The 23,924-nt window shown below is 37.4% G+C and carries 23 protein-coding genes; 19 read left to right on the forward strand and 4 right to left on the reverse strand.

Annotated features, from left to right (window positions below; genetic code table 11):
- Positions 1–8: 8 nt before the first annotated feature.
- The 10 genes from flgL (at position 9) to KQX66_RS18175 (ending at position 7,299) form a co-directional block, all read left to right on the forward strand.
- A complete protein-coding gene (flgL, locus tag KQX66_RS18130; protein WP_216794196.1) occupies positions 9–896 on the forward strand; it encodes a flagellar hook-associated protein FlgL in 888 nt (295 codons plus the stop codon).
- A 24-nt stretch (positions 897–920) separates the two neighbouring features.
- A complete protein-coding gene (locus tag KQX66_RS18135; protein ID WP_216794197.1) occupies positions 921–1,490 on the forward strand; it encodes a DUF6470 family protein in 570 nt (189 codons plus the stop codon).
- A 58-nt stretch (positions 1,491–1,548) separates the two neighbouring features.
- The gene (gene fliW, locus KQX66_RS18140; RefSeq protein WP_216794199.1) at positions 1,549–1,956 is read left to right on the forward strand and encodes a flagellar assembly protein FliW; all 408 of its coding nucleotides are present in this window, start codon (positions 1,549–1,551) and stop codon (positions 1,954–1,956) included.
- A gap of 20 nt (positions 1,957–1,976) precedes the next feature.
- Positions 1,977–2,210: a carbon storage regulator CsrA gene (gene csrA / locus KQX66_RS18145; RefSeq protein WP_306665882.1), complete on the forward strand. Its 234-nt coding sequence runs from the start codon at positions 1,977–1,979 to the stop codon at positions 2,208–2,210.
- Positions 2,211–2,320: 110 nt separating this feature from the next.
- A complete protein-coding gene (locus tag KQX66_RS18150; protein ID WP_216794203.1) occupies positions 2,321–3,130 on the forward strand; it encodes a flagellin N-terminal helical domain-containing protein in 810 nt (269 codons plus the stop codon).
- Positions 3,131–3,206: 76 nt separating this feature from the next.
- Positions 3,207–4,256 (forward strand): glycosyltransferase, encoded by a 1,050-nt coding sequence (locus tag KQX66_RS18155; protein WP_216794204.1) that lies wholly within the window; start codon positions 3,207–3,209, stop codon positions 4,254–4,256.
- Between the two features lie 72 nt (positions 4,257–4,328).
- Complete coding sequence (fliD, locus tag KQX66_RS18160) at positions 4,329–6,110, forward strand: flagellar filament capping protein FliD (protein ID WP_216794206.1); 1,782 nt, start codon at positions 4,329–4,331, stop codon at positions 6,108–6,110.
- A gap of 30 nt (positions 6,111–6,140) precedes the next feature.
- Positions 6,141–6,539: a flagellar protein FlaG gene (locus KQX66_RS18165; protein WP_253957243.1), complete on the forward strand. Its 399-nt coding sequence runs from the start codon at positions 6,141–6,143 to the stop codon at positions 6,537–6,539.
- 5 nt (positions 6,540–6,544) lie between these two features.
- A complete protein-coding gene (gene fliS, locus KQX66_RS18170; RefSeq protein ID WP_216794207.1) occupies positions 6,545–6,937 on the forward strand; it encodes a flagellar export chaperone FliS in 393 nt (130 codons plus the stop codon).
- Positions 6,937–7,299 (forward strand): hypothetical protein, encoded by a 363-nt coding sequence (locus KQX66_RS18175; RefSeq protein ID WP_216794209.1) that lies wholly within the window; start codon positions 6,937–6,939, stop codon positions 7,297–7,299. The genes fliS and KQX66_RS18175 overlap by 1 nt, the downstream gene beginning before the upstream one ends.
- Positions 7,300–7,331: 32 nt before the next feature.
- On the opposite strand, the gene KQX66_RS18180 is transcribed toward KQX66_RS18175, so the two are convergent.
- Positions 7,332–9,263 (reverse strand): TPR domain-containing glycosyltransferase, encoded by a 1,932-nt coding sequence (locus KQX66_RS18180; RefSeq protein ID WP_216794211.1) that lies wholly within the window; start codon positions 9,261–9,263, stop codon positions 7,332–7,334.
- A gap of 21 nt (positions 9,264–9,284) precedes the next feature.
- Positions 9,285–11,231 carry a tetratricopeptide repeat-containing glycosyltransferase family 2 protein gene (locus KQX66_RS18185; protein ID WP_216794212.1) on the reverse strand — a complete coding sequence of 649 codons (1,947 nt, stop codon included), beginning with the start codon at positions 11,229–11,231 and terminating at the stop codon, positions 9,285–9,287.
- A 155-nt stretch (positions 11,232–11,386) separates the two neighbouring features.
- Between KQX66_RS18185 and KQX66_RS18190 the strand changes: the two genes are divergently transcribed.
- From KQX66_RS18190 to KQX66_RS18230, 9 genes are read left to right on the forward strand one after another with little or no spacing between them, the layout of a single operon-like run.
- Positions 11,387–13,510 (forward strand): glycosyltransferase, encoded by a 2,124-nt coding sequence (locus KQX66_RS18190; RefSeq protein WP_216794215.1) that lies wholly within the window; start codon positions 11,387–11,389, stop codon positions 13,508–13,510.
- The gene (locus KQX66_RS18195) at positions 13,507–16,713 is read left to right on the forward strand and encodes a glycosyltransferase (RefSeq protein ID WP_253957244.1); all 3,207 of its coding nucleotides are present in this window, start codon (positions 13,507–13,509) and stop codon (positions 16,711–16,713) included. The genes KQX66_RS18190 and KQX66_RS18195 overlap by 4 nt, the downstream gene beginning before the upstream one ends.
- A gap of 51 nt (positions 16,714–16,764) precedes the next feature.
- The gene (locus KQX66_RS18200; RefSeq protein WP_216794217.1) at positions 16,765–17,853 is read left to right on the forward strand and encodes a DegT/DnrJ/EryC1/StrS family aminotransferase; all 1,089 of its coding nucleotides are present in this window, start codon (positions 16,765–16,767) and stop codon (positions 17,851–17,853) included.
- A 25-nt stretch (positions 17,854–17,878) separates the two neighbouring features.
- The gene (locus KQX66_RS18205) at positions 17,879–18,577 is read left to right on the forward strand and encodes a WbqC family protein (RefSeq protein ID WP_216794219.1); all 699 of its coding nucleotides are present in this window, start codon (positions 17,879–17,881) and stop codon (positions 18,575–18,577) included.
- 23 nt (positions 18,578–18,600) lie between these two features.
- The gene (locus tag KQX66_RS18210; RefSeq protein WP_216794221.1) at positions 18,601–19,239 is read left to right on the forward strand and encodes a class I SAM-dependent methyltransferase; all 639 of its coding nucleotides are present in this window, start codon (positions 18,601–18,603) and stop codon (positions 19,237–19,239) included.
- Positions 19,240–19,260: 21 nt separating this feature from the next.
- Positions 19,261–19,911 carry an acetyltransferase gene (locus KQX66_RS18215; RefSeq protein ID WP_308647249.1) on the forward strand — a complete coding sequence of 217 codons (651 nt, stop codon included), beginning with the start codon at positions 19,261–19,263 and terminating at the stop codon, positions 19,909–19,911.
- A gap of 3 nt (positions 19,912–19,914) precedes the next feature.
- Positions 19,915–20,868, forward strand: a complete 954-nt coding sequence (locus tag KQX66_RS18220; protein WP_216794224.1) for a glycoside hydrolase family protein — start codon at positions 19,915–19,917, stop codon at positions 20,866–20,868.
- Positions 20,852–21,679 (forward strand): phytanoyl-CoA dioxygenase family protein, encoded by an 828-nt coding sequence (locus tag KQX66_RS18225; protein ID WP_216794226.1) that lies wholly within the window; start codon positions 20,852–20,854, stop codon positions 21,677–21,679. Before KQX66_RS18220 ends, KQX66_RS18225 begins: the two co-directional genes overlap by 17 nt.
- Before the next feature lie 23 nt (positions 21,680–21,702).
- Entirely contained in the window at positions 21,703–22,527 is an 825-nt protein-coding gene (locus KQX66_RS18230; RefSeq protein ID WP_216794227.1) for an FkbM family methyltransferase, read from the forward strand.
- A gap of 67 nt (positions 22,528–22,594) precedes the next feature.
- On the opposite strand, the gene KQX66_RS18235 is transcribed toward KQX66_RS18230, so the two are convergent.
- Together KQX66_RS18235 and KQX66_RS18240 are read right to left on the reverse strand one after the other, a co-directional pair.
- Positions 22,595–22,828, reverse strand: a complete 234-nt coding sequence (locus KQX66_RS18235; RefSeq protein ID WP_216794229.1) for a hypothetical protein — start codon at positions 22,826–22,828, stop codon at positions 22,595–22,597.
- A 36-nt stretch (positions 22,829–22,864) separates the two neighbouring features.
- Positions 22,865–23,866: a ketoacyl-ACP synthase III gene (locus KQX66_RS18240; protein WP_216794230.1), complete on the reverse strand. Its 1,002-nt coding sequence runs from the start codon at positions 23,864–23,866 to the stop codon at positions 22,865–22,867.
- Positions 23,867–23,924 lie beyond the last annotated feature (58 nt).

Below are 23,924 nucleotides of genomic sequence, written 5' to 3' on the forward strand. Positions count from 1 at the left end.
TGCTTTCAATGCCATTAAGAGTTACCCAAGGGATGATGCAGTCCCAGCTTCTGCGCAACCTGTCCAATAATGTGAAAAGAATGAGTAATACAGAAAACGAACTGACCACGGCCAGAAAATTGAACAAGCCGTCGGATGATCCAGTAGGTATTACCTATGCATTGCGTTATAGAAGCGAACTCTCCATTAACGAACAATATCAAAAAAACATTGATTTTGCTAAATCTTCGGTCGATCATACGGATTCGGTTCTTGGTCAAATCAATGACATTATCCAACGGGCAAGCGAATTGACAGTAAAAGGGGTTAGCGGGACAAACCCTCAAGATGCTTTAAACGCTATAGCCAAGGAAATCGGTTCCTTGTTCGATGAAGCTATAACTTTGGGGAATTCCCAAATGAACGGGAAATACATTTTCAACGGCCAGTTTACGGATAAAAAACCGTATACGACAGGGGCTGAATCTACCGATACGGCGCAGATTAAATATGAGTTTTCTGCAGGCGTAGTGATTCCGATTAATATTACCGGCAATGAAGTGTTTGGAGAAGGTGCGGAAACCGATAATTTGTTTACTGTACTGAAGGGTATCCAAAATGCTTTTGTGAATGGAGATCAGGCTACGGCCCGAGATTTCATGGAAAAGCTAAAGGTGCGCCAAGATAAGTTTTCCCAAGTCAGATCGGAAGTGGGAGCTCGAGCGAATCGAATTGATCTTATGGACAATCGTTTGAAGGACCTCGAGATGAATCTGACGAGTATGAGTTCCAAAACGGAAGATGCCGATATGGCGGAAACGATGATTCGAATGCAGCGGGATGAGAACGTGTATCAGGCCTCTCTTTCTTCCGGCGCAAAAATCATTCAGCCCAGCTTGCTTGATTACTTGAGATAAATGCCTTATCCTAGGAGGGATTAGGTGAGATTACTTCGATTATCCATTGAACAAACCTTGGGCCAGATTGGCATGGAGACGAACAATGCGAAGCAGGAAATTGAGCACAATTCTCCAGGTCAGCAAACGATAGAGCAAAAGCCGGCCACGCTTGAGTTTCACAGTTCGCAAGGCGAACTGCAAATCGATCAGTCGCAGGCTTGGCAGGCCTATGCCAAAGGCGGTCATCAGGCTTGGCTCAATATGATTTACAGCCAGATGGACTCCGTATTTCTGCAAGGACTGGCCAAAAAAGTCGAAGAAGGCAAGCGAATGGCGCAAATTACAAATCCGTCCAATGCTTTTGCCGATATCGCCAAAGGAGCCTTGCAGGATAAACCTGAGATTCAGTATGTAGGGCCGGCATCCTTTATGAACGTTACAATTAACTATACAGCGAATTCTCCAGAAATTAATATTCAGGCGAATAAACCGGAAATCAACTACACCGTATCAAAGCCCGAGTTCACCTATACCCCGGGCAAAGTTGATATTTATATGAGGCAAATGCAATCTATCAACATTACGGTAAGCGAGTATGACTGGTATAAGTAAAACAATTAAGGGCTATAGCTAATGCTATAGCCTTTGCATATTTGAAAGGAGCATTCCTATGTTGGAACAAATGAATGGAAAGGCATTCAATCTGAACAGCAGTATATTAGGTTTCGAGAACTACAATCAATATGAGCTGCAGCATATCGAGGGGACAGAATTCGCTTATTTTCAAAGCTTGGACGACGAAAATATTGGATTTGTCGTTGGCGTGCCGTTCGTGCATTTTAAAGATTATACTTTCGAATTATCACAAGATGATATCGATCAGCTTGCGCTTTCGTCAGAAGAAGAAGCATTGGTTCTTTGTATCGTTACCGTCAAAGAGCCGTTTGAGAACTCTACCATGAACTTAATGGCACCAATTATTATTAATATTCAAAGCTTGAACGGACGACAAATTGTGCTGCCTCCCAAATATGAATATGACATCAAAACTCCTCTATTCGATAAATCGAATAAATAGAAAGGCGGTGAATCGCATTGTTGGTCCTATCCCGAAAAAAAGGACAGTCGATTATGATTCATGACAATATTGAAATTGTAATCTCCGCTATCGAAGGGGATCAAGTAAAAATAGGTATTAAGGCCCCCAGTGACATTAAAATATACCGAAAAGAATTAATTGAAGCGATTCAGCAAAGCAATCAGGAAGCCTTGTCGGCAAAACTAGACTTAATCAAGTTAAAGAACATGATGAAATCGGCAGAAAAAAGTTGAAAAAAGCTATTAACATTTGAAGTCTATGTGCCGATATAACTAATTGTAGGGAACAATCCCTATATTCACACGGATGTGAATGAATTCAAAATTCAAGGAGGAACAATCACATGATTATCAACCACAATCTTAACGCAATGAACGCACACCGCAACATGAGCTTGAACAACATCTCCCAAGGCAAATCCAGCGAGAAGTTGTCTTCCGGCTACCGCATCAACCGCGCTGCTGACGATGCTGCAGGTCTTTCCATCTCGGAAAAAATGCGTACACAGATCAGATCTTTGAACCAAGCGCAAGCCAACTCTCAAGACGGTATCTCCCTTGTACAAACGGCTGAAGGTGCAATGAACGAAGTATCCGACATGCTGTCCCGCATGAAAGAGCTGGCTGTAAAAGCGGCGAACGGTACATACAATGGTTCCGACTTGGCAGCTATCAACCAAGAGTTCAGCTCTTTGAGCTCCGCTATTGATAACATTGCACAAAAAACGAAATTTAACGGTATCGGCGTACTGAACAGCACAGGAAACGTTACTATTCAAATTGGCGATAACGCTGGCGACATTGTAACAGTTTCGCTGCAAGATATCAAAGTTGCAAGTCTTTCCATCAACGGTGCCGATCTCACCAGCATGGCAAACGCAAGTGCAGCACTTGTTAAAATTGACACTGATATCTTGAAAGTAAACAGCGCTCGTTCCGCATTCGGTGCTGTTCAAAACCAATTGGAGCACACTTACAACAACTTGGGAACCACTACCGAGAACCTGCAAGCTGCAGAATCCCGTATCCGCGATACCGATATGGCAAAAGAAATGATGAACTACACGAAGCTCAACATCCTGCAACAAGCTTCCAACTCGATGTTGGCTCAAGCGAACCAAGCACCTCAAGGCGTACTGCAATTGCTTCGTTAATTGTTTTAGCTGTAATACAAAGAGCCCATTATGGATTAATGGGCTCTTTGTATTAGTAAATACGGGAGGCTCCTAAATGAAAGTAAGCGTTTGTATGATTGTGAAAAATGAACAGGATTGCATTAAAAACGCTTTGGCCAGCATCCCTCCTTATTATGAGGTCATTGTACTGGATACGGGCTCAACGGATCAAACCATCCAAATTGCTCAGTCCAGCGGGGCAATAGTTAAGAGTTATGCTTGGAACGATAATTTTTCAGATGCAAGAAATTATTGCCACTCGTTTGCTACAGGAGACTATATTTTAGTACTTGACGCAGACGAAACTTTTCCTGCAAATACCAACGAGATCATAAATCAATTTGTTTTACAATACCCGAAAATGTGTGCCTCGGTTTTTATTAAGAATGAGATGGAAGATGAGATCAAGACACATCGCATGGTGCGTTTTTACCCTAACGACGGAATGTACTTGTTTCATGGAATTGTTCATGAGCAAATTTATTATAAGGATGCCCCAGCCGAGTTTAAGCCAATGAATTTGACCGTTACCCACTACGGTTATGAGCAAGATCATTACGATCAGAAGAATAAAATGAGCAGGTATCTGCCTCTATATAAAAAGCATCTAGATGAGAACCCGAACGATGGTTACATGATTTATCAAATGGGAAAGATTTATTTTTCGCAAAACGATTATTCCTCGGCCATCAGGTATTTAATGCAGTCTTTAAATATCGGTGAAGCGGACCGGTTGTATTTTCCGGTAGCATTGGTTATGTTGGGATATGCTTTAAAAGAGACGGGGAGAAGTTCAGAAGCGGAGCAATTGCTAATCAATTTCGAGGGTGATTATCCCGATTTCCCGGACCTTCCCTTTTTGCAAGGCTTGCTCGCGATGGATACGGGAAATGTTCAACGAATTGCTCCTGCTTTTCAAAGAGCTATGGCCATTGGAGAGAGCACAAAGTATACTTCCGTTACCGGTGTAGGCTCATATAAAGCCGCTTATAATCTAGGAGTGTACTATGAAATTATCGGTAATACAGCTAAAGCCAGAGAATACTATTTATCTTCAGCCTCTGAAGGATACAAGCCTGCTACGGAAAGACTAAAATTTTTATAAAACCCTTTATTTTTATTGCCAAAATTACGATAAATGAAGTAAAGACTATTATGGAAAAGGGGGGCGTTTTTTATGCCTATGAGAATTACCGGTATGAGCTCGGGACTTGATATCGACAAAATGGTAAGCGACCTGATGAAGGCGGAACGGATGCCATTAAACAAAATGACTAAAAAGAAAACCCAAACATCTTGGACGATGGGGTTGTATCGGGAAATTAATACGAAGCTTTCCAGTTTTAAATCTGTCGTCAATGATATGAAATTAAGCGGTGATTGGAAGGCAACTAAAGCAGCATCCTCGAACACCGCAGTGACGGTATCGTCGGATGGCAGTGCGAATGTTATGAATCATACGATCACTATTGATAGATTGGCGGGCGGAGCAACTAAATCGAGCAGTTCAGCAATAACAAATGATCTTGCGGGAAGCAGTTTATCCGGAACGACCTCGATCGATTCCAGCAATAATAAGTTTGATATAACCGTTAATGGAGTCAGGAAGACGATTACGCTAACCCCCAATGCCTCCTATACTCCTGCTACTCTAAGAGATGAAATTAATACGCAGCTTTCAGCCGCTTTTGGCGCTGCCGTATCGGTTAGTTTAACAGGAGCAGGTAACGACCAGCTTAAATTCAATAGTACAGGACAAGTCACATTATCAGATGTGGCTGGCAACAATGGACTAACAGCTCTTGGATTTGCAGCCGGAACTCAAAGATCCAATAGACTGGATAGCGCTGCTCCGATAGGATTCTCCGGAAATATGGTCATTAATGGGAAAACGGTAGCTATCGGACCAGGAGATTCGTTATCTAATATCATGACCAAAGTTAATACGTCCGCTGCCGGTGTAGCGATGAGTTACGATGTGGCAAGCGATAAAGTTATTTTTACATCCAAAGGAACGGGGAGCGCTGCAAAGGTAGACTTAACGGGAACCGATAGTTCCATTTTAGCCGGGTTAAAATTTGCTGACAGCAGCCCGGTTTATGGACAAGATGCAAGTGTTCAAATTGACGGTGTTCAATACTACGAACAGTCCAATACCTTTACCAAAGGCGGCATTACTTACACCTTAAATCAAACAACGGCGCCTGCAACAGTCGTTAACATTTCGGTCACTAAAGATACGGATGCCCTCTTCAACAAAATTGTAAATTTTGTCTCGAAGTACAACGAAACCGTAGAGTTAATGGGTAAACGCTTGAATGAAGATAAGTATCGCGGCTACGATCCTTTAAGTGACGATGAGAAGAAGGACATGAAAGAGGCTGACATCAAGCTTTGGGAAGAAAAAGCAAAGAGCGGTCTCATTCGAAGAGATAGCATTGTTTCTAAAGCATTGAGTTCTTTAAGAAGAATGACGAGTGAAACCGTTGATGGGGTTACGCAAGATTATAATGCTCTTTATAAAATTGGTATTACGACGATGCCGTACAACATCAATAAACCAGAAGATTCGGCAAAGTTAACGATCGACGAGACCAAGCTTAAACAAGCTTTGGCCAGCGACCCGGACTCAGTGATCGCCATGTTTACGAATTTTCCTGCAGACTCCAGTTTATCCGAACAGGCTAAATACAAGCAAAAGGGTATTGCTCAGCGTATGTTTGAACAAATCGGTTCATCCATCAATGAGTTATCCGAAAAAGCAGGCAAGCCAGGAACTGTTGAAAATGATATCAACACGACATTAGGCTCCTCAATGTTGACCTTTGAGCGCAAAATCACAGATATGGAAGCCAAAATGAAGAAAAAAGAAGATAACTATTACGCCATGTTTGCACGAATGGAAAAAGCGATCCAAAAAAGCAATGCTCAAAGCTCATGGTTAGCCCAAAGAATGTAATTTCTTGTTTGTAAAGGTGAGGTGGATGTTATGGAAATGAACTCAATGCCTTCCTCGACTAACATGACGGGTATGACAGGATCAGTAAAAAACGGGACAGACTCAGCAGTTCAGATAGATAGCTATGGTAGCATTGGTTACGTGCCTAATGTTTCGCCTAATGCAACAGAGTTATTGAAAAAAGAGAAGTTTGAGTTGTCCATTTCTGAGGAAGCCGTGGTCAAGGCGATCCAAAAAGCAAATAAAGCTCTTCAAGGCGTCGAAAAAAGATTTGAATATCGTGTTCATCAAAAAACAGGCGAAATTATGGTAAAAGTGCTCAACCAAGAAACCAATGAAATTATCCGGGAAATCCCACCTGAAAAACTATTGGATCTCGTTGCAAAACTTCAGGATATCTGCGGCATAATTATAGATGAAAAGAGGTAACACGAATGATCCAGCAGCAAGGACAAGAAACCTACCTGCGAATGCAGGTGACAACAGCGGCGCCGTGGGAATTAACCTTAATGCTCTATAATGGTTGTATCAAATTCATGAAGCAAGCCTTGGACGGGATTCAAAAAAGAGATTTTGAAATGAAAAATGTTTATATTAAAAAAGCAATCCGAATCATAGATGAATTAATTGCTACACTGGATAAAAAATATGAAATATCCAAAAACCTTGATGCACTATACGTTTTTATGAAAGATAAATTATTTGAGGCCAATGTTAAACTCAATGTAGAAGCCCTCCAAGTAAGCATTGAGTTGATGACAGATCTCAGAGATACTTGGGTTAAAGCCATGAAATCTTTGAAGTCTCCTGCGAAGGTGCAGTCGTAATGGTTTCGGTGCATGAAAAACAGCTTTTAGAACAGTTATTGGACGTTACTAAACAAATCTCTTTGCTTGCTTTTGATCAAGAGGAGAGTTTGGATCAATTAACGATACTGCAAGCTAGTCAAGACGAGCTCAGAGAGCAATTGGATCAACTTGGGTTTAATGGTCAAAATGCCGATGCCTCAGCAAAGGCAATAATAGCAGAGTGCTTGCAATTAGAGCAATCCACACAGAAAAGACTTCAATTAGAACAAAATATGATTAAGGCCGAAATAAATAAGCTACAGGCCGGATCCTTGATGAAGCACAGATACCAGCAAGCTTATTCGCAAGTAGAAGGTTACTTCATAGATAACAAAAAATAGGATCAGACCTTCATTGGTCTGATCCTATTTTTTTAGAGTGATTTAATAAAAGGAAGTCCTCTGTATTGAGGAAATTGGTTATACATTAGTTCTTTAAATTGTGCTTTTTCCTGAGTATCAGAACTGTACTGTAAAAATAAAGTATAAGATACGATATTAGTAGGGTTTATCTTTAAAGCGGTTTTTAGAAAGTTCAGACCCTCCGTTATCTCTCCTTGTTGAAGATATAGTCTTGCTATATTTTCATATCCTGTAGCTTGAAGGGCGTTTCTTTGCAGCAGCATCGAATAATAATCAAAGGCTAAATCGATTTGATTTTGCGTGTAGAAGTAGTCTCCAAGCAGATTGGCTATCGAGTCTTGATGAGAAGGTAACTGCTTAATAAGCCAATCATATACTTCAAAATGCCCCATTTTAAACAGATCAATAAGTAATTTGATAATCATTAATAAATCAATTTCTGCACCATCATTTAATGATTCAGAGAGGATATATTTCATCGTAACTTTTGTTAGATTTGTTTCCTCGTTGTATGGAATTCTATTAAGATAGCTTGTATCTTTCCAAATGCTTGCGGCTAATAATAAAGTTTTAGCGAGATCAGTTTCTTCCTGTTCATTGGCATGATTTAGATTTGATAAATGTAGATCAAAGAGAGTACGATCGTTAGAAATCAATGCGTAGTGAATATTATTTATTGAAGAGATCTCTAGATTTAAGTTCATACATGCTCTGTAATAATGATCAGCAATCTCTTTATTACCTGTTAGTAGTCCCATTTGAAATAGAAGCAAAGCGTTGGCTGCAGTCATCTCAGGATATTTTTTATTAAGAAACTCTATGATAGAAGAGGCTGAATCCGTCGATATCAAAATCATGAGCAGTTGATATAGCACCAGGCGGTCATTAGGTATGAGCTGCATCAGTTTGGTTAAACAATAGACAGCCTTGGGCATATCACGTAAAAGCATATAGATATTAGAAAGTTTAGAATAAGGTAGGGAGCTACCATATGTCGGACTAATGAGCCAAAAACGCTGGTTTTTACTAACTGGATTTTCACCTAATTCCAAAGCCTTGTTAAACGAGTGAATCGCTTGCTCATAAAGACCGAAGTGGGAAAAAACTAGCCCCCTATAGCAATAATAGTCTGAATAATAAGGCCAGGTTCGAATAGATTCCTCAATCAATTCACTAGCTTCCTTGTATCGATCCAAATGAAAATAAGCATTAATCGTGGAGTTTACACAATGGAGATACCAGGCTTCATCTTTCTTTGCCTTTTTGTAAGCACGTTCATAATAATAAAGCGCTTTTTTGTAATCCTTAAGAATCATATATTCATTTCCAAGGGTAAAGAAGTCATAGTCTGTTTTAGTGCTTAGAGATTCGAAAATAGACAAATTTCGAGTTGATTTATCTTTCCTTCCTCTTGTTTCATCCGTGTAACCCGTGTGAAATATTTTAAAATAGTGATTGGTTAACTTTATTTCACCATGCCGGTATGTTATTTGTTCATGAATGGGTCTATAAAAATAAACGTCTGGATGATTGGTAAACAAACGTACGGCTGTAGACTCAATGAACTTTCGATCTTTTACATGGCCTAGAAAATTGAAGATCGGTAATATGATTCCTTGAGGTTCCGCATAATTGAGATTTTGCAGGTGCTCACGGAGGCGTTGATGTTCGTCGGATTGCACATACTCATCTGCATCCAGTACCAAGATCCATTTCGCAGTGGATTTCCTTATCGCTTCGTTCTTTGCCGCGGCAAAGTCATTGATCCACTGAAATGGATAGACATGGTTGGTGAATTCGGAAGCAATCTCTACCGTTTTATCCGTAGAACCTGTATCAACCACTATGATTTCATCAACCAAGCCTTTAACACTGTCTAGGCATCTCCGGAGGGTCTTTTCTTCGTCTTTTACAATCATACATAAGGATAGCAATTTGTTCATGCCGATTTCTCCTATGCTGTCTTAGTTTATATATGGTTTTAACAATGGAATGTCTAAAAGTTCAGAATGCTTCATTCGCAGCAATTCCCGAATTTGAGTGTTCAGTTTACAATCTTCGCAATGCTGTAAAAACATGAAGTAGAGAGATGGAGGAACGGCTATTAATTGAAGAGCCTGTTTAATGAAATAAAGAGCTTCTTCGTATTCACCTTGAAGAATATAAAGCTTAGCTAAGTTCTCGTACCCTTTTCCTGAAAGCTTGTTTTTGTTGATCAAAATCGAATAATAATTGATAGCAAGCTCGATTTGCTGTACCGAATAAAAGTAATGTCCGAGTTCGTTCGCTAGCTCGTCAGCATAAATGTTAAAGCTCTCAATAAGCCTATCGTAAGTATCGAAAAAGCCAAGTTGGAATAGTTGAGTGAGCAACTTGGTTAATACAGCAATATCTTTTTGCGATAACGAACTTTCTGGCGACACTCCCCAATAATGGTCCAGAATAAACTTTAACTCGCTGGTCTTGTTACTCTGCGGAATTAATGCCGGAAAGCTACTTTCCTCCCATACCATACTTGCAGAACAGATTGTTGTCATTAGCTCGATATCATCAGGCAGAGGACTACAACTTTCAATTAAGCTAACGAATAGATCCTGTCTATCCAACACTAATGCCTGAAGCAGCTGTAAGTGAATAGGAAGAGGGATACCCTTTTTTAGACACTCTTCTTTATAGTAATGATATAAAGGCAGGTTTCCTAAATTCATCGTTACCCGAAGCAGCATAAGCAAATGATGTTCCTTTGGGGCATCGTATACTTTATCCAGAAACGATATTATCGAATCTGGTGACTCGGATTGACTCATGAGCTGAAGGATTCGAAATAATACGGTTTCATTATTTGGATTGGAATACAGCAGTTTCGTAAGACAATAAACGGCCTCACGGATACGTAAATGATCCAAATGAATGACGGCCAGTCTTTGGTAAGGGAGAGATGTTCCGTAATTCGGACTAATGAGCCATGGTTGGTTATCAGCACTCTGTACATCTTGCGTGTCAGATAGCGTTATTGCCATTTGCAATTCTGTTATTGCTGCATCATAAAGACCGAGATCATATAAAATGGCCCCTTTAAACCAGTAAAAATCAGAGTATTGGGGCCAAAACCGCCAGCTACTATCAATTAAAAGAGAAGCTTCTTTATATTGTTTGAGTTTTAAATATGCTGTGATCATTTGGGTTGCACAATAAGGGAACCAGTATTTTTCAAATTCCTCTTTGACATACGCTTTCTGGTATTGCTTTAAGGCCAACTCATATTGTTCTGCCATCATATATTCGTTGCCAAGTGTGTAATAATCATATGGCTTTAAATTTCCAGTGTGTTGCATAGTTTGAAAAATAGATAAATTGCGCTCGGTTTTATTCTTAAGCTGAATAGTATCTTGTGTATATCCGGTATGGTAAATAACCAGGGGGCCGTTAATATAAGTAAGCTCCCCGTGTCGATATCTTAACTGTTCATGAATAGGGCGCACGAAATAAATATTAGGATTTCTAGGAAAAATACGAGCGGCGGAAGATTCGACCATTTTTCCAGAGTTCGGATGACCGACATAGTTAATGATAGAAGAAATAACTCCCAGAGGCTTTTGAGGATCCAGACCTCTTAGGAAATTTCGAATGTCCGGGCCGTCATGCTGCAAGTACTCATCAGCATCCAGCACAAGGATCCATGGAGCGGTTGCTTTCGAGATTGCGTCATTCTTGGCAACAGAAAAATCGTTGCTCCATGGGAAATCAAAAACAAGATCCGTATACTGCTGAGCAATGGTTTTCGTCTGATCTGTTGATCCTGTATCTACAATGACGATTTCGTCTACGATATTCTTAACGCTTTCTAAACAACGAGCAAGGACGGCCTCCTCGTTTTTTATGATCATACATAAGGTAATAAGCTTTTCCATAATGCCTCCCGATAGACGGAGTTCCAAAGTAGATCTATATAGGTTTTATCGACAGGATCACAGAAATTGTAAAGTAATTTGGTATCACTTTTTATCTAAAATTGTCGATATATATAGTATACCAGATTCCACGTGACGAAAGCGGAGGAAACAACGTGAAAACCAGTATCGTTATAGCAACTTACAACAAATTGGAATATACGCAATTGTGTATCGAAAGCATCCGAGAATTCACGTCCCAGCATGAGTACGAAATTATTGTCGTCGATAATCATTCGACAGACGATACCGCAGCATGGCTCAGCAGCCAGTCGGATATTACAGTAATATTTAACAAAGAAAATCTGGGCTTTCCTAAAGCTTGCAACCAAGGGATTGAAATTTCGACCGGCGACAATATTTTATTGTTGAACAACGATACGATTGTGACCCAAAACTGGTTAACTAACATGTTGGCTTGTCTTTATAGCAGTGAAGAGGTTGGCGCGGTGGGAACGGTAACAAATCACTGCTCCTATGATCAAAGTATTCAGGTTTCTTATAAATCAATCGAAGAACTGCATCCATTTGCCACCCAATATAATCGAGCATCGAATCCGAAGCTATGGGAAGAGCGTCTTAGGCTTGTCGGTTATTGCATGTTAATAAAGAAGCAGGTTTTAGATGAGGTAGGTCTGCTGGATGAAAGATTTACGCCGGGGAATTTCGAAGATGACGATCTTTCATTACGCATTAAGCTAGCAGGATATAAGCTTTTTTTATGTAGGGATACATTTATCCATCATTTTGGAAGCGTCTCATTTAGAAATAACATAGAGGCTTATAACCAGCTACTTAGTGTAAACAAAGACAAATTTTTTGAAAAATGGGGTTTTAATCCAGAGTCTACGATTATTCAAAATGGACTTGTAAAACAGATTAAAGCATTATCAACGGATCCTATTCGAGTGCTTGAAATGGGGAGTGGTTGCGGTGGAACGCTTCTGTATGTAAGAAATCATTTCCCTTGCGCAGAAGTTTATGGAATTGAGACTAATCCTTTTGCTGCAAAAGTGGCGACTAAAGTCACGCCTCGGATCTACGGATCTCTCGAAGATATTTCTCATCAATATACGGACGGATTTTTCGACGTTATTATTGTGGGCAATCTTGGAGGATTTAGTGATGATACGTTAGATATGGTAAAGCTTTTCTACAAACTTTTAAATAAAAATGGACAGCTAATAGTGATTGTCCCTCATTTGCTTTATCATCTTTCAATCAAAAAGATTATTGAGGGAACAATCAATTCAGATGAATTGAAGTATTGGAAATTATCCGATCTTGAAGAGGTTTTTCATAAGTTAGGTTTTGTAAAACCAGAGATTATTGGCCTCTTAGAAGAGATCAGACCCGCTGACCAGTTATTTATTCAGCGCTTGGCTGAAATGGCAGGACTCAAGACTACAAAGCCATACGAAATACACAGTTACTTGGTTATGGCACGCAAAATTAATAAAGAACAGGGCGTTAAGACGTTAATTAACAATCTTTTACTTCAAAACGACATTCAGTCGAGCGTAACTAAGCTTGCAAAAATAGATGCCGAAGAGATTTTGAACGTTATTGAAGATGCGGGGCACGAACAAAAGGTTGAATTGCTGAACTATATTGCAGTGCAGTTTATCGAGCATCAGAAACCGGATCTTTCGCTTCCATATTTAAGCAGAGCTTTTGAGCTTGATGCCAGCCATGATCCTACTTTGTTTAATTTGGGGTTGGCGATGTATACACAGGGGCATGACCAACTTGCTTTGGATTGGCTGAGTTTAATTTCCGTTAGAGATGATAAGCTTGAGCATTGGATAAAGCAAATTGAAGCGGATCTCTATACTAAAACTTATGAGAAACATAAATTAAAGTTTTTGCTTCGGAGATTGGAAAATGACGTCGAGGGAGAAGCCAGTTTGGCAGAGTTGCTTCGAATGTTAGGTAATGGAGAAGCACGCATCGAACAAATAAATCAAGCAATTGAAAACGATATGGTGGAAAAATCACAACTGTTAACACAGTTAGCGGTAGCTTGTTATGAGCACGATCTACCGGATATGGTATTTCCATTCTTTGAAAAAGCACTAGAGTTTGATGCGGATAATCAAGATGCGCTATATTTGCTGGCACGTATTTTGTATGATCTTGGGGAGTTTGATAGTGCAAGATTATATCTTAATCGTGTGCGGAACAACGATAGCAGCGTAACAGAACTTATGCAAAAACTAAGTGAGGTAAGCGCCGTATGAACGAAAACAAAGTATGTTTTATCACTTGCTACAATGACGAGGTGCTCTACCAAGAGTGTTTGAAGTATATACATACTCTAAAGATTCCTGAAGGATTTGAGATTGAAACGTTAGGTATCGTCGGGGCTGAAAGCATGGCCGCGGGTTATAACAAGGCTATGCAAAGCTCTGATGCGAAGTATAAAGTGTATTTGCATCAGGATACATTTATTGTAAATAAGGATTTTATGTATGATGTTGTAGGGATTTTTAAGGAAAATCCTCAAGTTGGGATTCTTGGAATGGTAGGTGCTGAGTATCTGCCGACAAATGGTGTTTGGAAGGATTCCAAACTTAAGTATGGTAAAGTTTATGAAAATGTTATGAGCCGTCTAGAAAAAATTGAATTCAATTCCCAGCCAAGCGACTATAAGAGTGTTATAGCTTTAGATGGTTTACTGCTAATAACACAGTACGATTTGGCATGGAAAGAAGACTTATTTAGTGGATGGCATTTATGCGATTTGTCGCAATGTCTTGAGTTTTCACAGGCAGGGTTCGAAGTTGGCGTGGTGAATCAAGAACAACCTTGGTGCATTCACGATGGTGGCAGTTATGATGTTGGAAGCGAAGTTGATATTTATCGTGACGTTTTCCTTAATCAATATTCATCTAGTGTGCTGCCCAAAGTGAGTGTGCTTATTCCTACATATAATCGTCCGCAGTATTTTGAGCAGGCACTTGCTAGCGTGTTACAACAAACTTACAAAAACATTGAAATTATAGTATCCGATGATAGCACGAATGACGATACGTTAAAATTATTGGAGCCTTACTTAAAAGAGCACAGTCATATTCATTACTACAAAAACGAGAAGAACCTAGGACAATTTGAAAATGATTTGAAGTGTATGGAACTGGCTTCCGGAGAATACATAAACTTTTTGATGGATGATGATCTTTTTCATCCAGAGAAAATTGAAAAAATGATGTATTACTTTATCCATGATCGAAACCAAGAGATTTCGCTCGTTACATCCCATCGTCAATTAATTGATGCTGATGGTAACGAAACACCTGATTGGTCTGTAACAAAGCGGCTGTTTGAGGAAGATAAAATTATTGATGGTATAGAATTTGGTGAGTTTGCTCTTACTAGGAATTTTAATTGCATAGGAGAGCCCACTACGCCAATTTTCAGGAAAAAACTCCTTGCAGAACCTTTCGGATTTTTTAATGGTCGGGCTTATGGATGTAACGTGGATATGGCAACTTGGATTCAATTGCTTTCAAGAGGCAAAATTGTATATATGTCCGAAACATTGAGTTATTTCAGAATACATGAAAGCCAGCAACTGCATACGACTCAGAAAGTATTGGAAGGTGCTGTGGATTACGCTCATATCATTTTAAATAGTGTAGATTACGGTTACTTTAGGGATGGATCTCTGCATGTAAAGGCTATTCGAAATTGTATAGCTTATCTCGATAAAGTGCTTGGTTCTGTACAAAAATTAGCTTCGAATGAAGATTATTTTGAAGAGGTTGTTCGTTATAAGGGAATGTTGATCGATAAATTGAACGGCTTGGGAGCCCCAATCAATATTGAGGAACCGCTAGTGAGTGTGTTAATACCTGCTTACAATAGGCCGCATTATCTAGAGCTAGCATTACAAAGCGTACTTAATCAAACCTATAAGAATATCGAGATCATTGTTTGTGACGATAGCACGAACGATGGGGTTGAGCGAATGATTCAGCCGTATTTGGAAGAAAATAATGGTAGGATCCAGTATCATCGCAATGGTGCTCAGTTAAGACTTCATAATTTGCACAAGTTAATACATTTGTCTAAAGGTACTTATATAAATTTCCTCATGGATGATGATCTCTTTCATAAGGACAAGATTAAAAAAATGGTCGGGTATTTTGAAAAACATAATGATTTATCTCTAGTCACGTCATATAGAAAATTGATTGATGAGAATGGAAACGAACTTCCTGATACACCACCTAATAAAGCTGTCTTTGATAAGGACACTATTTTAGATGGGATAGCTCTTGGCGAACATATATTAATAAATAATTTTAATGTAGTAGGTGAGCCGACTACGGCGATGTTTAGAAGAGCAGATTTATCTGAGTTATATGGGGTATATAAAGGCGTTGAATATAGTGCAATTTGTGATGTTGCGACATGGATATTGTTATTGTCTAAAGGGAAGGTCTGTTACATAGCAGAACCACTAAGCTATTTTAGACAGCATAACACACAAAATCAAAAAAAGATGGAGAATTTAGTTTCTAACATAAGTGAGTGGCTTCAGTTAATTAAAGACTCCAGGCTAGACGGGTTTTTAAATAAAGAGCAAAGTTATAAAAAAGCTATTATTAATTATTTCAGAACTTCCGTTCATATTGCTGATCAAGCTATAACTTCACAACAGGAAAGATATCTAACCCATCCCCAAAATGTATGCGATTTTTTTGTGGATGCTGCGAACCAACTGTTAAATCATGTTGATAATTTCTTATGTCCTTTTTGTAATAACAGGTTTAAGAGGTTTCAACCATGGCCGGATATCTATGACTTCCCTAAATACAAGTTTGAAATGAGCAACAAATATACTGCTATATGTCCGTCATGCTACTCAATGGATAGGGAACGGGTATTTAAGATTTATATAGAAAGGGAGACGCAACTTTTACAGTCAACCGCAAAGGTGCTGCATATAGCTCCTGAGAGACAATTACGCAATTGGCTAGTTAAATACCAAAATCTAAAATATGTTTGCGGTGACTTATTTCCACAAGACAGCCTGACTCAGAAAGTAGACATCACTAGTATACTTTACCCGGACAATTCATTTGATGTAATTTTATGTAGTCATGTATTAGAACATATTCCAGATGATACGCGTGCAATGAATGAATTGTATCGAGTATTAAAGAAAGGCGGATGGGGGATCTTACAGGTTCCTATTTGTATAAGTATAGACGATACTTATGAAGATTTTTCAATAACTACTCCAGAGGGACGTCTTGAAGCATTTGGACAAGATGATCATGTTAGGATATATGCAAAGAATGATTATATTAAAAGACTAGAAAAAGCGGGATTTGAGGTTTCATTTTTTAATCTAGCATTAAAATATAGCATTTCAGAAGCTCATCAGTATGGGCTTCAAGAAAATGATTATTTGTACATAGTTCGAAAAAATTGAAGTTATGAAAACCTGGTAGATAAAAGATGCGAATAGATAGGATTGATAACAATGATAAATGTAACCAAAACTTATCTGCCAAGCATAGAGAAATATAAAAAGTATATCGACAAAATATATCAGTCCGGGTGGCTCACAAATGGCGGAGAACTGACTAAGGAACTGGAAGTGAGACTTTCACAATATCTTGGTGTGAAAAATGTTTTGTTAGTCGCAAATGGTACATTAGCTCTTCAGGTAGCGTACAAGGTGATGGGATTGAAGGGGGACGTTCTGACCACGCCGTTTTCGTTTGTTGCAACTACCAGTAGCTTAGTGTGGGAAGGGTTAAATCCAATATTTGTTGATATTGATAGGGAGACCTTCAATATTAATCCAAACCAGATCGAAAGAAAAATAACACAAAATACAAGCGCAATAGTAGCAACTCATGTATATGGTAATGCGTGCGACATTGAACAAATAAATTGGATTGCGGAGAAGTATAATCTGAGAGTCATTTATGATGCTGCCCATGCGTTTGGAGTTAATTACAAAAATAGCAATATACTTAATTATGGGGATGCTTCAGCAATAAGCTTTCATAGTACTAAGTTATTTCATACCATTGAAGGCGGTGCAATAGTTTTCAAGGATTCTGAATTGTACGAAAAAGCTAAGAGGGTAATTAATTTTGGTATAGCATCTCCTGTGGAAATACAGGAAGTTGGAATAAACGCGAAACTTAACGAATTTCAAGCGGCAATGGGGTTGTGTGTGCTTGACGACATAGAGACTATTCTGATTAATAGAAAGAAAAGATATAATTTTTACGCTGAAGGTTTAGCTTCAACTGAGGGAGTTTATTTCCAGAGAAGGAATGAAGAGGCTTCTTTAAATTATAGTCATTTTCCTATAGTTTTTGAAACCGAAAACATATTACTTAAGATCATTGATAGGTTGAAGGTGAAACAGATTATTCCGAGGCGATATTTTTACCCGTCCCTCGAGAGTCTTCCATATTTATCTTCACGCCAAGAAACAGTGGTTTCGGGGGACATTGCAAAAAGAGTATTGTGTTTACCTCTTTATGATAGTCTAGAACATGAAGTACAAGAAATAATTATGCAAATAATAAAACAAGCAATTTTAGAAAATTAAAACACCAATGAAGTGGGATTAATCAATGAAATTAGCGATAATGCAACCTTATTTATTTCCGTACATTGGATACTTCCAACTAATTCAATCCGTAGACGTGTTTGTCATATATGATGACGTGAATTTTATAAAAAGAGGATGGATTAACCGGAATAGAATATTAATCAATTCAGAGGAATATTTGTTTACCTTGCCTTTAATCAAGGCAAGTCAGAATAAAAAAATTAATGAAATATATATAAACGACCCAGTCAACAACAAAAAAAACCTTCTAAAATTAATTGAGTACGGATATTCAAAAGCTCCATATTTTAACCAAGTGTTTTATTTAATTGAAGAGATCTTCCTGACAAAAGAGGATAATTTAAGTGGATTTATAAAATTATCATTGGAGAAAATTTCTTACTTTCTAGAGATAAGAACAAAGTTTCTAGTATCATCTTCTATTGATAAAGATATAAATTTAAAAGGCCAGTACAAAATACTAGATATATGTAAGTGTCTTAAGGCTGATGAGTATATTAATGCTATTGGTGGTATTGAGTTATACGATAAAGAGTTGTTTAGAAAAAATAAGATTCATCTTTCTTTTATAAAATCCATGGAACTTACTTACGATCAAGGAGGCGGATCTTTTATCCCTTGGCTATCAATTATTGATATGTTAATGTTTGTTCCAAAAAAAGAAATCCAAGCAATGCTTAATCAATACGAACTCATCTAGTAAATTGAAAGAGGAGTTGAAAAGTGGAAAAGCGTTATTTAAATATCGTACATCATTATGAAAAGTGCCTTGAAAAATATGGGGATTCATATTTAGGTGTCGACTGGCCGAACCAAGAGGATGCAAAAAAAAGATACGAGATTATGATGGAATTAATAACGTTTAGAGAAAGAAATGGTTCTAGAATTAACCTGCTTGATTTTGGATGCGGTGCATCACATCTATATGAGTTCATTACTAAAAAGAATTTTAAAAATATCCACTATACAGGTTGTGATATTTCTAACAGTTTTATTGAGTTATCTAAACAAAAGTTTCCCGATAACACTTACTATTGCATTGATATTTTAGGGGAGAATATTTCACTACCCGTTTTTGATTATGTTATTATGAATGGAGTTTTTACTGAAAAAAATATATTGAATTTTGAAGAAATGTTTGATTATTTTAAAAGAGTTATCACCAAAGTATGGAGTTTCACAAATAAAGGACTTGCATTTAACGTAATGTCTAAACAAGTTGACTGGGAAAGAGAGGATCTATTCCACCTTCCCTTAGATTTGGTAAGTGAATTTCTATGTAAAAATATAACTAGAAATTTTATTATTCGGAATGACTATGGGCTTTATGAGTATACGGTTTACATTTATAAGAATTCATAGGGGAGATCATTATTGGCTAAAGTGGTAATTTTTGGAACTGGTCAAATTTCAGAAGTGGCACATTTTTATCTTACAGAAGATTCTCCACATGAGGTTGTTGGCTTCACGGTGGATCAAAAATATTATAAAGAAAAAATATTTAAAGACCTACCAGTTGTACCTTTTGAAAAAATAGAGAATTTTTTTCCACCTGATCAATACCAGCTTTTTATACCTATAAGTTATACAAACGTTAATAAATCACGTGCCGAAAAATTTAATGAAGCAAAGTCTAAAAGTTATTCAATGATAAGTTACATTAGTTCAAAAGCAATTTATTACAACACTCCTGTTGGAGAGAATTGTTTTATACTGGAAAACAATGTAATACAACCATTTGCTGAAATAGGCAACAATGTAGTTTTGTGGAGTGGTAACCATATTGGTCACCACAGTAAAATTATGGATCACTGTTTTATATGTTCACATGTTGTTATATCCGGCGGAGTAAATGTTGATTCTTACTGCTTTATTGGGGTAAATGCAACTATTAGAGACAACGTTTCTATTGGCGCTGAAAGTGTAATTGGAGCAGGAGCTTTAGTCTTGGAGAACGTTCAAAATAAGTCTGTTTATATTGGTAAGAAAACGGAAGTAGGCCCAATACGGAGTGATCAGTTAAGGAGAATATAAATTATGCCGTGGGAAAAGAAAGGACTTATTTTTAAGCCTAAGCAAAATCACGAATGGATGCAAGCTTATGCAACTGTACCAACTCCTGATTTAATTAGTCCTAATAATATTAGGATTTATTTTGGAACAAGAGATAGTTCTAATAGAAGTCATATTACATATCTGGAAGCTGATGCATCAAATCCTAATAATATTAGCTATTTGCATAATGAACCAATTCTTACACCTGGTGAAATAGGATGTTTTGATGATTGTGGAGTTATGCCTTCTTGGGTTGTTAACCATAATGGGTATAAATATTTATACTATACTGGTTGGAATGTTCGAAATACAATCTCCTATCATAATTCTATAGGGCTTGCTATAAGTGAAGATGATGGAAAAAATTTTAAAAGATTATCACAAGGACCGGTTATTGATCGCAATTTTAATGAACCACATTTTTCGGCCATACCATGTATATTAATTGAAAATAATGTATGGAGAATGTGGTATTTGTCATGCGTTAAATGGGTTATTTTTAATGACCGCCCAGAACCTTTTTATCATATTAAATACGCTGAATCGTCTGATGGAATAGAGTGGAAAAGAAAAGGGGTTATTTGCATTGATTTCAAGGATGAAAATGAATGTGGATTAGTTAGACCCTGTGTAATTAAAGATGGGAATAAGTATAGAATGTGGTACTCTTTCAGAAACCTGCAAAATTATCGAACAAATATATATAATAGTTATAGAATTGGGTATGCAGAGTCTGACGACGGGATTAAATGGATTCGAAAAGATAATGAAGTTGGCATAAGTATATCAAGTGATGGGTGGGATAGTTCAATGATTGAATATCCATTCGTATATGAATATAAGAAGAAAAAAATCATGCTTTATAATGGTAATAATTTCGGAGAATCTGGATTTGGCTTTGCTATTCTAAGAGAGAGAGGTGAAGAAATTGTTTAACTTGGGGGAATATAACAAACAAGGATATTTACATTTGAAAAAATTTTTCCCAGTAGAAGAAATAGAGAAAATTCGTACTGAAGCGAAAAATATATTTATTCAACAAATGATTAATAAAAAAATTATTTCATCTGTAGATATTAATGAAATAGAATTTGAAAAAGCGATGTTTGAATTTTTTCAAAATGACTTGCAGGTTTTTATGAATTGTGGAAAACAAGCGCAGCATCTTATTTCGTTGCACAGATTATCTCTAGATGATAGACTAGTTTCAGTTTTGCATACATTAGGTCTCGAGTCTCCGGTAATTAGCACACGCCCAGTGCTTTTTTTTAATAGCAGGCACTTAGCCAAAAAAGAAGTATATTGGAAGGTATTCGCACATCAAGATTGGAGAAGTATGCAAGGTTCGTTGGATTCAATAGTAGTTTGGATACCACTTATGGACATTGATTTTAAACTGGGTGCATTAGAAATTGTTCCAGAAAGCCATATGAAAGGTCTTCTGAAAAATGAAATAGTTGATAGTTTTGGTAAAATAGAGGACAATGAAGTGCAAAAGTTAGACTTTGTCTCTATTCCAGTTTCTCAGGGGGATGTGGTGATTTTCTCCGCATTTTTAGTTCATCGTTCTGGTAATAATGTATCCGAAGCCATACGGTGGTCTTGCCATTTCCGCTATAATAATCTATGCGAAGCGACTTTTATTCAAAGAGGATATCCTCATCCCTATCTTTATAAGCCGCAGGAAGACTTAATTACAGCTGGTTTCCCCAAATTAGAACATTTACAAGGGATTTTCAAAAAATAAGTAAGTGGAATGGTGGGACTTCTATGGGTTATAAACGAATTGATTTACGATCTTTGGTCTCAGCAGATCAATGGGATTTTATCGAAGCTATAGAAAATAATAAGCATTTTTTTACGAGCACTACAATAATTAGAGGAATAGAATTGAAGTATTATACTTACAATAAGCGATTGCTTTGGATAGCCAAGGGTTTAGAGTATATTGAACCTGAGTTACTAGATTGGATCGATAATATGAATGAGGATGCTGTTTATTACGATGTCGGAGCCAGTAACGGACCATTTAGTATATATGCTGCTCTAAAAGGAAAAAAGGTAGTTGCATTTGAGCCTGAAGCCCAAAACTATTCAGTTTTAGAAATGAATCACTTTTTAAATAATAATTCTATTAAATATCCGATAGTAGCATTAAATTTAGCGATTAGTTCCCAATCAGGACTAGGTAGAATGAATTGTGCACACTATGAAGGTGGAGGTCACCTAAAAATATTGGATAATAACAGGGCTGTTTTATCAAATGAAATTTTTAAACCTGTACATATTCAGTGTGTTGTTAAAGAAACACTAGATAACGTTATTGAAAAATATGAATTGCCTTTTCCAGAATATATAAAAATAGATGTTGATGGATCTGAAGAGCTTGTTATTAAGGGAGCAGAAAATACTTTGCGAGATAATAGACTAAAAAGTATTTTTATAGAGCTACAATGTCCTGATTTGGGAATTGAAAATCATCAGGTAACTAAAATGATTAGTGATTTTGGCTTTTTTCTTAGTAGTGCTGTTCAAGTTCAAAGATATGAAGGATTGTATAATTGTATATTCAACAAAACACTTGCTAAAGCCTAAATATATGTAAATTAAAATAAAAAATACAACAGAACGGCAAACAGACGCTCTGTTGTATTTTTTTATTTTAATTAAGCTTTTCTCCAAGCAAGTGTAAGATGTCTCCAAATGTTTGACTGGTAAGTAAATGATCTATAGAAATTTGAATTCCTAAGCTATGATCAATAAAAGCCATAGTTTCAATGATTGCCATCGAATCCCAATTCTCTGAGTTGTTAAGTATGAAGTCAGGGCGTAGCTGGCCTTTTTCTAATGATAAAATCTTTTCCTCAAATTGTGAAGTGAAATCAGCGATTGTCATCTTTTTACGCCTCCGTATATTTATGATGAGAACGACTTAAGTATTGGATTTCCAAACAACATTACATGAAGCCCAAGAATATCCTACTCCAAAGCCTACCAGCATTAATAAAGAAGAATTTTTAACCCGCCCATGTAGTAGTTCGTTTTTAAGAGCAATAGGAATGGTGGATGAAACGGTATTACCGAAATTCTCTATACAAATAGAAAACTTCTGTTCGTCGATACTTAACTTTCTTCTAAGATGCTCTAACATATATTTATTAGCTTGATGGAAAATAAATAGATCATAATCATCTTTTGTTTTATTAGATTTTTCAAGTAAAGTTTGAATGGAACGTGGAACTTCTTTTAATGTGAAATTAAATACTTCGGGTCCATTCATGTATAAGTTTTTTCTCATACGCACGTTTCCGAAAGCATCTTGAGTCTCTTCAAGATTAACGCTTGAAATAGGCTCTTTGAAGGCACCGGCCGGAACGATTAGATTGTCGGCGCCTCTACCGTCAGTCCCGAAATCGAAAGGACCGATTAAATCTTCCTCTGAATTTGTAGATGAAACAAGGGTTGCGGTGGCTGCATCGCCAAAGAGAACTTTAACACTTCGGTCAAGAGGATGGATATATTTGCTGTAAGTATCGGATGTAATTAAGAGAATATTTTTTGCAGCCCCGGATTCGATCAATCCTTTTGCAATTGACAATCCATAGACATATCCCGAACATCCTAAATTATAATCGAATGCACCACACGTTGTGGATAAGTTGAGCCGACTTTGCAGTAAACATGCAGTTGTAGGAAGAAAGTGATCGGGAGATTGAGTGCAATAAAGTAAGAAATCGATGTCTTCCTTTTCGCATATTTTAGTATTAAATAATTTTTCTGCTGCCATATAGGCTAAATCTGAGGCAAGTTCATTGTCCTTAGCAATGTGTCTGGTTAGTATTCCGATTTTTTCGGTCAATTTGTCGTTTGCAGGGTTTGATTCGATCTGCTGAGGGCAGTAGTATTCAATTCCTTTAATATATGCCTTTACCAATGATAACACCTCAGTTCTGAAATTAGGCACTAACTTATATATCGGTGGCGGTTGTCTA

Origin of the sequence: Paenibacillus oleatilyticus, assembly GCF_018998565.1 — a bacterium.
GTDB lineage: Bacteria > Bacillota > Bacilli > Paenibacillales > NBRC-103111 > Paenibacillus_G > Paenibacillus_G oleatilyticus.